General features: G+C 64.9%; 13 protein-coding genes and 1 tRNA gene. 1 reads left to right on the forward strand and 13 read right to left on the reverse strand.

Annotated elements, in window-relative coordinates; translation table 11 throughout:
* Positions 1–3: 3 nt before the first annotated feature.
* The 6 genes from rplI to rnr form a co-directional block, all read right to left on the reverse strand.
* Positions 4–456, reverse strand: coding sequence for a 50S ribosomal protein L9 (gene rplI, locus LQD11_RS11220; RefSeq protein WP_008930697.1), 453 nt, complete (start codon positions 454–456; stop codon positions 4–6).
* Between the two features lie 63 nt (positions 457–519).
* Positions 520–1,428 carry a DUF2232 domain-containing protein gene (locus tag LQD11_RS11225; RefSeq protein WP_238617619.1) on the reverse strand — a complete coding sequence of 303 codons (909 nt, stop codon included), beginning with the start codon at positions 1,426–1,428 and terminating at the stop codon, positions 520–522.
* A 43-nt stretch (positions 1,429–1,471) separates the two neighbouring features.
* The gene (gene rpsR, locus LQD11_RS11230; RefSeq protein WP_090208543.1) at positions 1,472–1,696 is read right to left on the reverse strand and encodes a 30S ribosomal protein S18; all 225 of its coding nucleotides are present in this window, start codon (positions 1,694–1,696) and stop codon (positions 1,472–1,474) included.
* A 35-nt stretch (positions 1,697–1,731) separates the two neighbouring features.
* Positions 1,732–2,142 carry a 30S ribosomal protein S6 gene (rpsF, locus tag LQD11_RS11235; RefSeq protein ID WP_238617620.1) on the reverse strand — a complete coding sequence of 137 codons (411 nt, stop codon included), beginning with the start codon at positions 2,140–2,142 and terminating at the stop codon, positions 1,732–1,734.
* An 86-nt stretch (positions 2,143–2,228) separates the two neighbouring features.
* Positions 2,229–3,002 carry a 23S rRNA (guanosine(2251)-2'-O)-methyltransferase RlmB gene (gene rlmB, locus LQD11_RS11240; protein ID WP_238617621.1) on the reverse strand — a complete coding sequence of 258 codons (774 nt, stop codon included), beginning with the start codon at positions 3,000–3,002 and terminating at the stop codon, positions 2,229–2,231.
* A gap of 3 nt (positions 3,003–3,005) precedes the next feature.
* On the reverse strand, positions 3,006–5,450 hold the full coding sequence (rnr, locus tag LQD11_RS11245; RefSeq protein ID WP_238617622.1) for a ribonuclease R: 2,445 nt from the start codon (positions 5,448–5,450) through the stop codon (positions 3,006–3,008).
* 111 nt (positions 5,451–5,561) lie between these two features.
* Between rnr and LQD11_RS11250 the strand changes: the two genes are divergently transcribed.
* Positions 5,562–5,648: transfer RNA gene (locus LQD11_RS11250), tRNA-Leu, on the forward strand.
* Between the two features lie 325 nt (positions 5,649–5,973).
* On the opposite strand, the gene fabG is transcribed toward LQD11_RS11250, so the two are convergent.
* The 7 genes from fabG to hflK all read right to left on the reverse strand — a co-directional run bounded on the left by fabG (position 5,974) and on the right by hflK (position 14,606).
* Positions 5,974–6,747: a 3-oxoacyl-ACP reductase FabG gene (gene fabG / locus LQD11_RS11255; RefSeq protein WP_238617623.1), complete on the reverse strand. Its 774-nt coding sequence runs from the start codon at positions 6,745–6,747 to the stop codon at positions 5,974–5,976.
* A gap of 66 nt (positions 6,748–6,813) precedes the next feature.
* The gene (locus tag LQD11_RS11260) at positions 6,814–9,552 is read right to left on the reverse strand and encodes a cation-transporting P-type ATPase (protein WP_238617624.1); all 2,739 of its coding nucleotides are present in this window, start codon (positions 9,550–9,552) and stop codon (positions 6,814–6,816) included.
* Positions 9,553–9,673: 121 nt separating this feature from the next.
* The gene (locus LQD11_RS11265; protein ID WP_238617625.1) at positions 9,674–10,966 is read right to left on the reverse strand and encodes an adenylosuccinate synthase; all 1,293 of its coding nucleotides are present in this window, start codon (positions 10,964–10,966) and stop codon (positions 9,674–9,676) included.
* 2 nt (positions 10,967–10,968) lie between these two features.
* Positions 10,969–12,153, reverse strand: coding sequence for an ATP phosphoribosyltransferase regulatory subunit (locus LQD11_RS11270; RefSeq protein ID WP_238617626.1), 1,185 nt, complete (start codon positions 12,151–12,153; stop codon positions 10,969–10,971).
* 68 nt (positions 12,154–12,221) lie between these two features.
* Positions 12,222–12,410 (reverse strand): DUF2065 domain-containing protein, encoded by a 189-nt coding sequence (locus LQD11_RS11275; protein ID WP_238617627.1) that lies wholly within the window; start codon positions 12,408–12,410, stop codon positions 12,222–12,224.
* A gap of 145 nt (positions 12,411–12,555) precedes the next feature.
* The gene (gene hflC / locus LQD11_RS11280; protein WP_238617628.1) at positions 12,556–13,434 is read right to left on the reverse strand and encodes a protease modulator HflC; all 879 of its coding nucleotides are present in this window, start codon (positions 13,432–13,434) and stop codon (positions 12,556–12,558) included.
* On the reverse strand, positions 13,434–14,606 hold the full coding sequence (gene hflK / locus LQD11_RS11285) for an FtsH protease activity modulator HflK (protein ID WP_238617629.1): 1,173 nt from the start codon (positions 14,604–14,606) through the stop codon (positions 13,434–13,436). The genes hflC and hflK overlap by 1 nt, the downstream gene beginning before the upstream one ends.
* Positions 14,607–14,652: the final 46 nt, after the last annotated feature.

A 14,652-nucleotide genomic window follows, 5' to 3' on the forward strand; every position in this document is an offset into this window, starting at 1 on the left:
GCATTACTCTTCCACGCCCACCACAACCACCTTCACGGTGGCGTTGACGTCGGTGTGCAGGTGCACGGCCACTTCGAACTCACCGGCATGACGCAACGGGCCTTCGGGCAGGCGCACTTCGCGCTTTTCCAGCTCCACGCCGGCGGCCTTGGCGGCATCCGCGATGTCGTTGGTGCCGACGGAACCGAACAGCTTGCCTTCGCTGCCGGCACGGGCGTTGATGGTCAGGGTCATGGCTTCCAGCTTGGCCTGACGGGCCTGAGCAGCGGCCAGGGCCTGAGCGGCGGCCTTTTCCAGTTCCGCGCGGCGGGCCTCGAACTCGGCGATGTTCGCCTCGGTGGCGAACTTGGCCTTGCCCTTGGGCAGCAGGTAGTTACGGGCGTAACCGGGGCGCACGCGCACCTTGTCGCCCAGGCTTCCCAGGTTTTCCACCTTTTCGAGAAGAATCACTTCCATCGGTCTATACCTCAGTCAAAGATCAAATACGTTATCTGCCGGGAGGCACAGGATGCGCAGGCATCAGGGGGCGTCATTACCCGCATGCGCGATCCGTCCACGAAGATCCAAGAAGCTGTCCACCATCCCCAACGTGGCCAGGACGACCATCATCTGCGGCAAGGCAAAGGCCATCACCACATAGGTCATCACCAACCAGAGGCGGCTCAGGTTCAGCTTGCGATTGATCCCGTGAATCACCGCCAGCCCGTGCAGGAAAAAGGCGGCCAGAAACACCAGGGACAACTCGAACATCAGGGTCATGCCGGCAAACAGCCCCAGCACCAGCAGCACCAGCAGCAGGATGGCCGGAACCCGGCCCATGCTCAGCTGATGAAACTCCTGGGCAAAACCGCCAGGGTTGTAGAGCACCGACTGCCAGTAGCGGGCCAGCACTAGGGAGAGCGACAGCGCCAGCAGGGAGACGGCGGCCAGCATGCCCGTCATCACCGCCGCGGCCTGCCTGAAGGCCTCTTCCCGCTCCAAGGTCGTCATGCCGGACTGATCGAACAAGGGACCGACGGTCTGCTGCAGCACCGAGTGCCACATCTGCGTGATGTCGGGCACGGACAGGTGCAACATCAGCACCACACCACAGCCGATGACAATGCCGGTGACCAGTGTGGCGGCCCATGACACGGTGCTTCGCAGCACGGTGGCCAGGGCCAGGGCCGGTACCCATTGCACCAGGGCGGTCACCAGACCCACCACCGGCGACAGGCCGGCAATCCAACCGATCAGACCCACCACCACCGCGGCCAGAGCCACTACCGCCAAGGCCTGTTGCGGCCCCACGCGCAGGGTCACCAGGGCCACGGCGGCACTGCTGACCAGCGCCAGGGGCGGGATCAGCAGGCCGATCACGCCAAAGCCGACGGTTGCGGTCACGGCCCGCAGCCGGCTTTGCATGATGAATGATGCCAGTTGCCTCATGGTTTCATGCACCCGCGCCCAGGGGCGCGGATGTCTGACGTCCTCAGTGGTTGTCGGAGTACGGCAGCAGGGCCAGGAAGCGGGCGCGCTTGATGGCGGTGGCCAGCTGGCGCTGATAACGGGCGCTGGTGCCGGTGATGCGGCTGGGCACGATCTTGCCGGTCTCGGTGACGTAGTTCTTCAGGGTGTTCAGATCCTTGTAGTCGATGAACTCGACCCCTTCGGCACTGAAACGGCAATACTTGCGACGACGGAAGAAACGGGACATGGTCTATCCTCGGAATGAATCAGGTGAACAGTGGCTCAGTTCGACGCGGCGGACGGACGATCATCATCGGCATCGTCGTCATCGCTGTCGTCGGAGAAGGAAGAGGATGAGCTGGAGTCATCGTCGTCCCGGTTCTTGGCCAGGGGGGAGACTTCGGTAAAGGCACGCTCCATGCGCATCACCAGGTGACGGATCACGGCGTCGTTGAAGCGGAAGGCACTGACCAGTTCTTCCAGGGCGCTTTCCGGGCACTCCACGTTCATCAGCACGTAGTGGGCCTTGTGCAGCTTCTGGATCGGGTAGGCCAGCTGACGGCGGCCCCAGTCTTCCAGGCGATGGATCTCGCCCTCGGCCCCTTCGATGATGCCGCGATAGCGCTCCATCATGGCGGGGACCTGTTCACTCTGGTCCGGATGGACCATGAATACGATTTCGTAATGACGCATCTTCAGATTTCCTTGCGGGTGACAGCCTCCCGACCAGCGGTGAGGCAAGGTGGATCTCCGGGAACACCCCGGAAAAGAGCGGAATCTTAGCCGTTCGGGGCGGTGGAAGCAATCCGACGCTGCCGCACCGCCTCGTACAGGCACACCCCCGACGCCACCGACACGTTCAGGCTCTCCACCTGCCCCAGCATGGGCAACCGGACCAGGGCGTCACACCGCTCCATGGTCAGCCGCCGCATGCCCTTGCCTTCCGCCCCCAGCACCAGGGCGGTGGGCCCGGTGAGGTCGGCGTCATAGAGTTCTCCGGAAGCCTCGCCACTGGTTCCCACAATCCAGATGTTGAACTCCTTGAGCAGGTCCAGGGTACGCGCCAGGTTGGTGACCTGGATGAAAGGCACGCTTTCGGCGGCGCCCGAAGCCACCTTGCGCACCACCGGGGTCAGGCCGGCGGCCCGATCCCGGGGAGCAATCACGGCCGTGACGCCCGCCCCGTCCGCGGTACGCAGACAGGCCCCCAGGTTATGGGGGTCGGTCACCCCGTCCAGCACCAGCAGCAAGGGCGCCGCGTCGCCGCCCTCCAGCCCCATGAGAAGATCGGGCAGATCCCGCTCTCCCAGAGCGGCCACCGGCTCCACCGTGGCGATGACCCCCTGGTGGCGGGCATCGCCGGCCAGGGCATCCAGCTCCCGCCGGGCTACCCGCCGGACACTCACCCGGGCCTGGGCGGCCAGGTCCAGCAGCGCCTGCATGCGCCCGTCCACCCGCCCTTCCTGAACGCGAAGTTCACGCACCCGGGCGGGGCTGCGACGCAGCAGGGCATCCACCGCATGCAACCCAAAGACATTGTCATTGGCAGCCATGCTTCACCCCTGACGGCTGCGGCGACGGCGACGGGAAGACCGGGCCTTCCCGTCGGCCTCGACCTGCGCCCCATTTGGTTCCGACGCGACCTTGGCGGTCTTCCCACTGGAGCGCTTGCCGGCCTTTTTCGGTTCGGAGGGCGGCACGGCGGCCTCGACCGGGTCGGCGGGCGTCTCCGCTTCCTGTCCGCGACTCTTGCGCCGTCGACTGCGGCCCGACTTGCGGCCCTCGCCACCGTCTCCCCGGCCACGCTTCTCCCCGGGACCCACCTCCTCCGGCACAAAATCGATCTTGCGCTCATCCAGATCCACCCGGGCCACCTTGACCCGTACCGGATCCCCCAGACGATACACCCGACCGCTACGCTCGCCGCTCAGGCGATGCCCCGCCGGATCGAAGTGGTAATAGTCGTTGGACAGACTGGTGACATGCACCAGACCTTCCACATAGATGTCCTTGAGTTCGATGAACAGACCAAAGGAAGTGACGCTGGTCACCACGCCGTCGAACACCTCGCCCACCTTGTCCAGCATGTACTCGCACTTGAGCCAGGCGGTCACGTCCCAGGAGGCCTCGTCCGCCCGCCGCTCCCGCATGGAGCAGCTTTCGCCCAGGGCCACCATGTCGATGTGGGCGTAGCAGAAGTCCTTGGGCTTGCCGCCGTCCAGCACATGATGAATGGCCCGGTGTACCAGCAGGTCCGGGTAACGCCGGATGGGCGAGGTGAAGTGCAGGTATTCCTCGTGGGCCAGACCGAAATGCCCCAGGTTGTCCGGGGCGTAGACCGCCTGGGACAGGGATCGCAGCAGCGCGGTCTGCACCAGCCGGGCATCGGGCCGATCCTTCACCTGCTCCAGCAGGGCCGAGAAATCCGCCGGCGTGGGTTCGTCACCCCCGCGCAGGGACAGGCCCAACTCCCCCAGGAAGCGACGCAGATCCTCCAGCTTGGCGGGCTTGGGTCCTTCATGCACCCGGTACAGGGTGGGCATGCGCTTGCGCTTGAGGAAACCGGCCGTGGCCACGTTGGCGGCAATCATGCACTCTTCGATGATCTTGTGGGCGTCATTGCGCTCATAGGCCACGATGCGCTCAATCTTGCGATCCTCGCCGAAGAGGATGCGGGTCTCGGTGGTCTCGAAGTCCACCGTGCCCCGGGTGTCCCGGGCCTTGCGCAACAGCTTGTAGAGGCCGTAGAGGTTTTCCAGGTGAGGCACCAGGGATTCGCGACGGCGGATGGCATCGGCCTTGCGCTCCACCAGGATCTCGGCCACCTCGGTGTAGGTGAGGCGGGCATGGGAACGCATCACCGCCTGATGGAACTTGGCATCCTTGATGCGGCCACGGGAGTTGATGGTCATCTCGCAGGCCAGGCAGAGGCGATCCACCTCCGGATTCAGGGAACACAGACCATTGGACAGCACCTCCGGCAGCATGGGGATGACCCGCTCGGGGAAATAGACGGACGTGCCCCGATGACGGGCCTCCATGTCCAGGGAATCACCCGGCCGCACGTAATAGGCCACATCGGCGATGGCCACCCAGAGCTTGTAACCCCGACGGCCGAGGGATTCGCAATAGACGGCATCGTCGAAGTCCCTGGAATCCTCCCCGTCGATGGTCACCAGAGGCATGTCGCGCAGATCCAGGCGCCATTCCTTCGCCTCTTCCGGCACCTGATCGGAAAACCCCTTCACCGCTTCCTGCACCGCTTCGGGCCATTCGAACGGCAGACCATGGGCGCGCACGGCGATGTCGATCTCCATGCCGGGGGCCATGTGCTCTCCCAGCACCTCAATGACCTCGCCGATGGCGCGGGTACGCTTGGTAGGCTGCTCCTTGATGCGAACCGTGACGATCTGGCCGGGCCGGGCCTCGCCCATGTATTCCGGCGGGACCAGGATGTCCTGGGGCATGCGCTTGTTGTCGGGGGCCACGAAACCGATCCCGCCTTCCATGGCCAGGCGGCCCACCACCGTCTCGGTATTACGCTCCAGCACCTCGATGATGGCGCCTTCCCGACGCCCGCGGCGGTCGATGCCGATGACCCGGGCCACCGCCCGGTCGCCATGCATGAGGATGCTCATCTGACGGGGGGACAGGAACAGGTCCTCGCCCGGTTCGTCGGGGACCAGGAAGCCGAAACCGTCCGGGTGACCGATGACCCGGCCGCGGACCAGGTCGGACTGGTTGACCGGCAGCCAGCCGCCGGCACGGTTGCAGACCAGCTGGCCGTCCCTCTCCATGGCCCTCAGGCGACGGCGAAGGGCCTCCAGGTCCACCTCTTCTTCCAGACCCAGGCGGCGGGCCAGGGGATCAAAACCGATGGGACCATCCGACTGGTCGACCACCTGCAGGATGAGTTCTCGACTGGGAATGGGACGTTCGTACTTGCGGGCTTCGCGATCGAAGTGGGGATCCTGGGGCAAACTCTTTTTCTTTTTTGTCATGTACTGGCCGATCAAAATTTTTTCTGGCGGAGGTGTTGACAACCCCTCCGGCGGGTACTATTATGGCGCCTTCAGTTGAGACGCAAGAGCAACACGCTTCTCACTGGGATTGCCGAGGTGGCGGAATTGGTAGACGCGCTAGTTTCAGGTATTAGTGGGGGAGACCCCGTGGAGGTTCAAGTCCTCTCCTCGGCACCAACTTGATTTCGATGAACGGCCCGCTCAATGCGGGCCGTTTTCGTTTCAAGCGCCGGATTGTACCTCCTTTACTCCGGGAATCCCAGCCCGGACTTGCTGATCCGCCCAGCCAGCCGGATCAACCCGCCAGAAGAAAGTACAGGATGGCGAGGGCGCCGAGCAGAGCGATGACGGACATGACGACCATGAGTCGCCACATCAGCACGTCCATCGGACCCGGCAGTCGACAGACCGGACCGGAACGCCCTCCCCCGGCCCGCCGCCGAGCCGGGATTTTTGGCGCGCCACGCCTGCCCATGAACGGCAACCGCATGGCGGGACCGGCTCAATCCAGCGCCAGCGCCGACTCCGGCAGGGTCTGGCCGCCGTCCACCACCAGGGTCTGACCGGTGATATAGCGCGCCTCCTCCGAGGCCAGGAACAGCATGGCCCAGGCCACGTCTTCCGGCTCTCCCAGATACCCCATGGGGATGGAGGCCTCCATCCGGCGCAGGTATTCCGGCCCCACATCCTTGAGACCCTCGGTGCGGATGTTGCCGGGCAGCACCGCATTGATGGTGACGTTGTCACGGGCATATTCCAGGGCTGCCGAGCGCATGAAGCCCAGCATCCCCGCCTTGCTGGCACCGTAGTGCGCCCAGCCGGGGAAGCCCGTCATCGGCCCGGTGATGGAGGACGTGAGCAGGATGCGGCCGCTCTGCTGGCGCCGCATGGCCCAGGCGACGGATTTAACGCAGAAAAACACCCCCTTGAGGTTCACGGACATGACCCGGTCCCATTCGGCCTCGCTCATGTTCTCGATGGTGGCCGAGGGGAAGATCCCCGCATTGGCCACCAGAATATCCACGCTACCAAAATGGGACATGGCCTCGCCGATCATGGCCTCCGCATCGGCACGCTTGCTCACGTCCGCCTGACAGGCCACGGCCTGACCACCGTCTTCCTCGATCAGGGCCACCGTGGCCCGGGCGGCGGCCAGATCCAGGTCCGAAACCAGTACGCGCGCCCCCTCGGCGGCGAAGACCCGCGCAATGGTGCGACCGATCCCCTTCCCTGCTCCGGTGACCACCGTACTGCGATCCTGAACCCTGTCGACCATGGATGTACCTCTTGATGGATTGACTCGTGGAAGTCCCCTGCCTCCCTTCGGGGGCAGGGGCATTCATCATGAACCGGCGGCCCTGGTTCGGCGGCCGGACTCATTGGTGATTCGATTCCGTACCGCCTTCTCCAGTTCCAGGATGAAGAACAACACCACGCCCACGGCGAGGATGATGCCCCATTCCTTGAGGCCCACCGGCTCGCTGTCGAAGAAGAACTGCATGAAGGGCGCATAGGTGAATACCAGTTGCAGGGCCACCACGATCAGGATGGCGATGAGCACGGCCCGGGTCCCGATCAACCCCTTGAAGCTCAGGGATGTGACCTGCAGGGAACGCACGCTCAGGAGATAGAAAATCTCCATCACCACCAGGGTGTTGACCGCATGGGTACGGGCCATTTCCACACTATAGCCCTGCTGCACCGACCACAGGTAGATGCCGAAGATCCCGATCAGGAACAGGAACGACACGAACAGGATACGCCAGATCAGGAACAGGGACAGGATGGCCTCCCCCGGCGCCCGAGGCGGCCGTTTCATGACATTCTTCTCCGCCGGCTCGAAGGCCAGAGCCATCGCCAGCCCCACGGAACTGACCATGTTCACCCACAGCACCTGCAGGGGAGTGATGGGCAGGGCCATGCCCAGCATGATGGCGGTGATGATGGAGCCGGATTCACCGCCGTTGATGGGCAGCAGGAAGGTGATGGCCTTCTTCAGGTTGTCATAGACCCGGCGCCCTTCCCGCACCGCGTGGGCGATGGAGGCGAAGTTATCATCCGCCAGCACCATCTCCGATGCCTCCTTGGCGGTCTCGGTGCCGTTGCGTCCCATGGCCACGCCCACGTCCGCCTGCTTGAGGGCCGGGGCATCGTTGACACCGTCGCCGGTCATGGCCACCACATAGCCATGCCATTGCAGGGCGCGCACCAGACGCAGTTTGTGTTCCGGGGTGGTGCGGGCAAACACGTCCACCTCCGGCACGGTACGGCGCAGGGTCTCGTCGTCCATGGCATCCAGATCCCGGCCGGTCAGTACCTTCTCCCCATTGGCCAGGCCCAGTTGTCCGGCAATGGCCCGTGCCGTGCCGGCATGGTCGCCGGTAATCATCTTCACCCGGATGCCTGCCTGCTGACAGTCGGCCACCGCCTGGATGGCCTCCTCCCGCGGTGGGTCGATGAGTCCGAACAGGCCGATCAGTTCCAGGCCGTCCTCCACGTCGGAGAATTTCAGTTCCCGATGCCCCGGTTCCGCCGGCATGCAGGCCACGGCCAGCACCCGCTCGCCCCGGGCCGCCAGGGCATCCACCCGCTCCAGCCAGGCATCCCGATCCAGTGCCGCCGGGCCATCGGTGGTACGCACCCGGCAACACATCTCCAGTAACTGCTCGGGCGCGCCCTTCACGTAGATCATGCCCTGCCCTTCATGGTCATGGTTCAGGGTGGCCATGAAACGGTGTTCGGACTCGAAGGGAATGATGTCGGTACGGGGGCGGTCCTTGTGTTCGAAGACCGGGTCCATGGCGGCCTTGATGCCGGCGGTGAGCAGGGCCCCTTCCATGGGATCTCCCTCCACCTGCCACTGCCCATCCTTCTGGCGCAGACGGGAGTCGTTGCACAGCACCATGGCCCGCAGGGCCTCCAGCAACAGATCCTCTCCAGCCGGATCCACCTCCTTGCCATCCACGGTGAAGCCACCGTGAGGATCGTAGCCCACCCCGGTGATCTCGTAGTCCCGCCCGGCCAGGGCAATGGAGCGCACCGTCATCTCGTTGCGGGTCAGGGTGCCGGTCTTGTCCGAGCAGATGATGGACACCGAACCCAGGGTTTCCACCGCCGGCAGGCGACGGATGATGGCGTTGCGGGAGGCCATGAACTGGACACCGATGGCCAGGGTCACGGTGAGGATGGCGGGCAGCCCCTCGGGGATGGCCGCCACCGCCAGGGCCACGGAGGCCATGAACATCTCCACCACGGTGTAGTCCCGTACCAGCATGCCGAAGGCGAACACCAGACCCGCCAGACCGATGATGGCCACCGTCAGCCAGCGGGCAAAGACGTTCATTGCCCGCAGCAGCGGTGTGGTGAGGGATTCCACGTCGGACAGCAGGGTGCTGATGCGGCCGATCTGAGTGCGGGCGCCGGTTTCCACCACCACGCCGGTGGCCTGCCCCGCCGTGACCAGGGTGCCGGAGAAGGCCATGGACGCCTGGTCTCCCAGATCGGCCCCGGCGGAGACCGCCTCGACGGACTTGTCCACGGGGACGGATTCGCCGGTGAGCATGGCCTCCTGGACCTGTAGGCCCTTGACCTTGATCAGTCGCAGGTCGGCAGGCACCTTGTCGCCGGGCTCCAGCAGCACCAGGTCACCGGGCACCAGCGCCTCGGCCTCGACGGTCATGCGCTCGCCGCCCCGGATGACCGCGGCATGGGGCGAGAGCATGTCCCGGATCGCCTGCAGGGCCTTTTCCGCCTTGCCTTCCTGAACGAAGCCGATGATGGAATTGAGCAGCACCACCGCCAGGATGACGCCGGTATCCACCCAGTGCCCCAGCAGGGCGGTAATGACCGCGGCGCCCAGCAGGACGTAGATGAGCAGGTTGTTGAACTGGGCCAGGAAACGGCCCAGGGGGCCACGGGTCCTGGGGGGCGGGAGACGGTTGGGACCGTATTCGGCGCGGCGGCGCTCGATCTCGTCCGTGGTCAGGCCTTCACGGTCGGAGGTCTCCAATTGCCTGACGGCATCCCCGGCCTCCAGGTGATGCCAGCGGGGGGTGACTCCGGTCTCTTTTTCCTCGGACATGGGGCATCCTTCTTGTGAGTGGACTCACGCGTGAGTGTACCCGGCGCCCCCTCTCCCCCCGTCGGGGGAGAGGAAGGGAATCGGGGAGACCGAACGGCGGACCGCCGGCACTCCCCTGCCCTTACTGGAAGGGATGACGCATCAGGATGGTCTGATCCCGGTCGGGGCCGGTGGAGATGATATCCACCGGGATACCGGCGATCGCCTGGATACGCTCCAGGTAGGCACGGGCGTTGGGGGGCAGACGGTCGTATTCGGTAATCCCCAGGGTGGACTCCTGCCAGCCGGGCATTTCTTCGTACACCGGTTCGCATTCGGCATAGGATTCGGCGCCGGCCGGAGGTTCGGTGACCATGGTGTCGCCGCAGCGGTAGCCCACGCAGATCTGCAGGGTCTCCAGGCCATCCAGCACGTCCAGCTTGGTGATGCAAAGGCCGCTGATGCTGTTGATGGACACGGCCCGCTTGAGGGCCACGGCATCGAACCAGCCGCAGCGACGGGGACGGCCGGTGGTGGAACCGAACTCATGACCGCGGCGGGCCAGATGCTCGCCCATGGTATCGAACAGTTCGGTGGGGAACGGACCGGCACCCACCCGGGTGGTGTAGGCCTTGGTGATCCCCAGCACGTAGTCCAGATCCAGCGGACCCACGCCGCTGCCGGTGCAGACACCGCCGGCAGTGGTATTGGAGGAAGTCACGAAGGGATAGGTGCCGTGGTCCACATCCAGCAAGGTGCCCTGGGCGCCTTCGAACATCACCGCCGCCCCTTCATTGCGCAGGTTGCGCAGACGCTCCGGCACGTCGATCACCAGAGGCCTGAGTTGCTCGCCCATGGCCAGGGATTGTTCCAGCACCTGCTGAAAATCGATGGTGTCGGTGTGGAAGTAATGCTTGAGCACGAAATTGTGATAGTTGAGCACCTCGCCCAGCTTGGCGGCGAAGCGGTCCCGGTGGAACAGATCCCCCAGACGCAGGCCACGACGGGCGATCTTGTCCTCATAGGCCGGACCGATGCCGCGACCGGTGGTGCCGATGGCGGAGGCGCCCCGGGCCTTTTCCCGGGCCTGATCCAGGCTGACGTGAAACGGCAGGATCAGCTGGCAGGATTCCGACAGACGCAGACGCTCACGCACCGGCACGCCGTTTTCTTCCAGCATGGCCATTTCCTTGAGCAATGCCTCGGGAGAGAGCACCACGCCGTTGCCGATCATGCACTCCACCCCGTCCCGCAGGATGCCGGAGGGGATCAGGTGCAATACCGTCTTCCTGCCTTCGATCACCAGGGTATGACCGGCGTTGTGCCCTCCCTGGAACCGCACCACGGCAGCGGCCTTTTCGGTGAGCAGGTCCACGACCTTGCCCTTGCCTTCATCGCCCCACTGACTGCCCAGGACTACCACGAATTTACTCATGTTCAAGCGTCCACCACTGTCCACTGATTGTTTGTCTTGACCAGCACCCGGTCACAGCCCAGGGCCACTGCATCGTTATCCTGCCCGTCCAGCCCCTGGATCACCCGCTCACCCCGGCGACGCAGGTCGACGATGGCGTGGATCAGGTCCGGGTCCGGGTCCGCCGGTGCCAGGATGCCCCCCGGCGCGGCACGTTCCGGACACCGGGACAGGCGCACCAGAGTCTTGAGATCGGCGCTGAAACCGGTGGCCGGACGGGCGCGCCCGAACACGCGCCCGATGTCGTCATAGCGGCCGCCGCGGGCCACTTCCTGGCCGTTGCCGGGCAGGTAGGCGGCAAAGACCAGGCCGGTGTGATAGTGATACCCCCGCAGTTCCGCCAGATCCACATGCAGGGTCACATCGGGGTGGGAGGCCTGCACTGCCCGCGCCAGGTGTTCCAGGGCGTCCAGGGCGATCATCACGGCATCGTCGGCACCGGCCAGTTCGATGCGGGCCCGGTCCAGGGTGTCCCGGTCGCCGTTCAGATCCGCCAGGACACCCAGGCGCCGGCGCTGATCCGCAGTGATCGGCAGCTGAGCCAGACAGGCACGGATTTCCGGCAGGGCCTTGCGCTGCAGCAGATCGAACAGACGGGTTTCCTGCTCCGGGTCCAGCGCCGCGTCGGCGGCCAGGCTGCGGAAGATGCCCACATGCCCCAGGTCCACGCAGGGAGTATCCACTTCGCAGACCGCCAGGGTTTCCAGCATCAGGCGCAGGATCTCCACGTCGCTGGCCAGGCCGGCATGGCCGTACAGTTCGGCTCCCAGCTGCAGCAGGCTGCGGGAACCGGCAAAGCCGTCGGGACGGGTATGCAGCACGGTGCCCACGTAGCACAGGCGGCTGACCCCCTCGCGCTTGAGACGATGGGCATCGATCCGGGCCACCTGGGGGGTCATGTCGGCGCGCACTCCCATGAGCCGGCCGTTGAGTTGATCGGTAAGCTTGAAGGTCTGCAGGTCCAGGCCGTGGCCGGTGCCCGTGAGCAGGGACTCCAGGTATTCCACGAAAGGCGGCATCACCAGCTCGTAGCCCCAGCCGTGATGAAGGTCAAGGATGCGGCGACGGCAGGTTTCCAGGCGCTCCGCCAGCGGCGGCAGGGCCTCGTCGATACCTTCCGGCAACAGCCAGCGGTTGGAATCAGTCATGTGAACGGGTCGCTTGGATTGGTGCCGCATTATAACCCGAGCCGGCCGGCATCACGAAAAATGCGGTGTCATGCCCGTATCCACCAGAGGGCCAGGGCCCCGGTCAACAGGCTGAACAGGCCGATCCCCCGCAACACGTTGTCGGGCAGTTCGGCCACCTGCAGCAGGCCGCGGCGAAAACCGGCGGGATTGAGAAACGGCAACAGGCCTTCGATGATCATGAGCAGGGCCAGTGCCGCCAGCAGATCGGACCACATGATGAGGGAGTGACCTCGCGATGATCAGCCCCGCCAGGGGCAGGTAAGAATGTGATGCACATTTAAGAATGTGATGCACATTGCCGCCGGACGACAAACGGCGGCCACGGGGGCCGCCGCTGTCATGGACTTCAAACCACCGGGATCAGTTCTCCCGGACCCCGCGCATACCCATGGGATCCTGGAAATAGCGGAAGAACTGCGAATCCGGCTCCAGGACGTAGAAGTTGTCCTTGCCCACCATGGTATTGCGATAGGCCAGCAGACTGCGGTAGAAGGTGAAGAATTCCGTATCCTGCTCATAGGCCGCGGCATAGACCGCCGCCGAAGACGCATCACCCTCACCCCGGATCTGCTCGGCCTCACGATAGGCGTTGGCGATGATCACGGTGCGCTGACGGTCCGCGTCGGCACGGATGCGCTCCGACTGCTCCTGACCGCGGGCACGGAAGTCCTGGGCAATACGCTCACGCTCGGCGCGCATCCGGCTGAACACCGATTCACTCACCTCGTCGGGCAGGTCCATGCGGCGGATGCGCACGTCCACCAGGGTCACGCCCAGCTCGCCGGCAGTGTCCAGGGCCTGCTGGCGCACGGCGCCCATGATGGTGATGCGATCACCGGACACCACTTGATCCAGGGTGTACTTGGCAAACTCGTTACGCATGCCGTCGCGCAGGATCTGCGCCATGCGATCCTGGGCGTTGCGCTCGTCACCCCGGGTGGCCCGGAAGAACTGACCCACGTCGTCGATACGCCACTTGGCATAGAAGTCGACGATGACGTTCTTGGCCTCGCTGGTGAGGAAGCGGTCCGGCGGGATGTCCAGGGTCATGATCCGGGCATCGAACTTGCGCACGTTGTTGACGATGGGGAACTTGAAATGCAGCCCCGGATCCAGGTCCGTGCGCTTGATCTCACCCAGACTGAACACGATGACGCGTTCTCTCTCATCCACCGTGAAGGTGGACAGCCACACGACCAAGGCCGCAACGGCTATGGCAATCGCTGCGATCCTAAACATCAACGCACCTCCCGGGAACGGGGATCAGGCCGCTGCTGATTCAGGGGCTGCAACGGCATGGGACGAGTGGAAAGGGTGGACGGCGCGGCGGTGGAGGCGCGGGCATCCCGCAGGGCCTGACCGTCACCACCCATGATCTTGTCCAGCGGCAGGAACAGCAGGTTGTTGCCGCCCTTCACGTCCACGAACACCTTGCTGGCGGAGCCCAGCACCACCTCGGTCGTCTCGATGAACAGGCGCTCGCGGGTCACTTCCGGCGCCTGCTGGTATTCGGCCAGCAGCTGGGTGAAGCGGGCGGCGTCACCTTCCGCCTGGGCCAGGACCTGATCCCGGTAGGCCATGGCCTCTTCCATCAGACGGGCCGCCTCACCGCGTGCCCGGGGGAGCACGGTATTGGCGTAGGCCTCGGCCTCGTTACGGAAGCGCACCTCGTCCTCGCGGGCACGGATGGCATCGGCAAAGGCCTCCTGCACCGGCTCCGGCGGCTGGGCCTGCTGCATGCTCACGGCGGTCACGGCGATGCCGGCGCCGTAGGCATCCAGGGCTTCCTGGATCACCACGCGAGCGGAGGTGGCCACCTCGCCACGTCCGGCACCCAGGATGAACTCCAGGGTGTTCTTGCCGATCCGCTCGCGAATGGCGGATTCCATCACCTGTCGGGCAGTGGCATCGGGGTTGCGGACGTTGAACAGGAAACGCTCCGGATCCATCACGCGGTACTGCACGGCGATGTCCACGTCGATGATGTTTTCATCACCCGTGAGCATCAGGGCCCGGTGCTGGATGGAACGGATGTTGTCGATGTCGACGATCTCCACCCGCTCGATGGGATAGGGCAGATGCCAGTTGGGGCCGGGGGTGGCCACGGACTGGAAGGCCCCAAAGCGCAGCACCACGCCCCGCTCACCCTCGCTGACGATGAAGAAGCCGGAAGCCAGCCAGATCACCAGGGCCAGGATGGCGGCCAGACTGATGCCGGCCGAGGCATGCTTACCCATGCCGCCGCCGTTGCCGCCCTCGCCACCACCACCGCCGCCGAAGACGGCGCCCAGCTTGTTGGACAGTTTCTTCAGGACCTCATCCAGGTCCGGCGGACCCTGGTTGCCGCCACGGTTGCCACCGCCGCCACCCCAGGGGTCTTTGCTGTTGTTTCCTGGTTCGTTCCAGGGCATGAGCTGACTCCGTTGAAAACGCGATCAAACGTCTGATGATAACAGG

It is taken from the genome of Ectothiorhodospira shaposhnikovii, from assembly GCF_022227765.1.
Lineage (GTDB): Bacteria > Pseudomonadota > Gammaproteobacteria > Ectothiorhodospirales > Ectothiorhodospiraceae > Ectothiorhodospira.

What these genes read in the sequence shown, in the direction of transcription:
- rplI (WP_008930697.1), bottom strand. Translation starts at nt 456, where the DNA reads ATGGAAGTGATTCTTCTCGAAAAGGTGGAAAACCTGGGAAGCCTGGGC.
- LQD11_RS11225 (WP_238617619.1), bottom strand. Translation starts at nt 1,428, where the DNA reads ATGAGGCAACTGGCATCATTCATCATGCAAAGCCGGCTGCGGGCCGTG.
- rpsR (WP_090208543.1), bottom strand. Translation starts at nt 1,696, where the DNA reads ATGTCCCGTTTCTTCCGTCGTCGCAAGTATTGCCGTTTCAGTGCCGAA.
- rpsF (WP_238617620.1), bottom strand. Translation starts at nt 2,142, where the DNA reads ATGCGTCATTACGAAATCGTATTCATGGTCCATCCGGACCAGAGTGAA.
- rlmB (WP_238617621.1), bottom strand. Translation starts at nt 3,002, where the DNA reads ATGGCTGCCAATGACAATGTCTTTGGGTTGCATGCGGTGGATGCCCTG.
- rnr (WP_238617622.1), bottom strand. Translation starts at nt 5,450, where the DNA reads ATGACAAAAAAGAAAAAGAGTTTGCCCCAGGATCCCCACTTCGATCGC.
- fabG (WP_238617623.1), bottom strand. Translation starts at nt 6,747, where the DNA reads ATGGTCGACAGGGTTCAGGATCGCAGTACGGTGGTCACCGGAGCAGGG.
- LQD11_RS11260 (WP_238617624.1), bottom strand. Translation starts at nt 9,552, where the DNA reads ATGTCCGAGGAAAAAGAGACCGGAGTCACCCCCCGCTGGCATCACCTG.
- LQD11_RS11265 (WP_238617625.1), bottom strand. Translation starts at nt 10,966, where the DNA reads ATGAGTAAATTCGTGGTAGTCCTGGGCAGTCAGTGGGGCGATGAAGGC.
- LQD11_RS11270 (WP_238617626.1), bottom strand. Translation starts at nt 12,153, where the DNA reads ATGACTGATTCCAACCGCTGGCTGTTGCCGGAAGGTATCGACGAGGCC.
- LQD11_RS11275 (WP_238617627.1), bottom strand. Translation starts at nt 12,410, where the DNA reads ATGTGGTCCGATCTGCTGGCGGCACTGGCCCTGCTCATGATCATCGAA.
- hflC (WP_238617628.1), bottom strand. Translation starts at nt 13,434, where the DNA reads ATGTTTAGGATCGCAGCGATTGCCATAGCCGTTGCGGCCTTGGTCGTG.
- hflK (WP_238617629.1), bottom strand. Translation starts at nt 14,606, where the DNA reads ATGCCCTGGAACGAACCAGGAAACAACAGCAAAGACCCCTGGGGTGGC.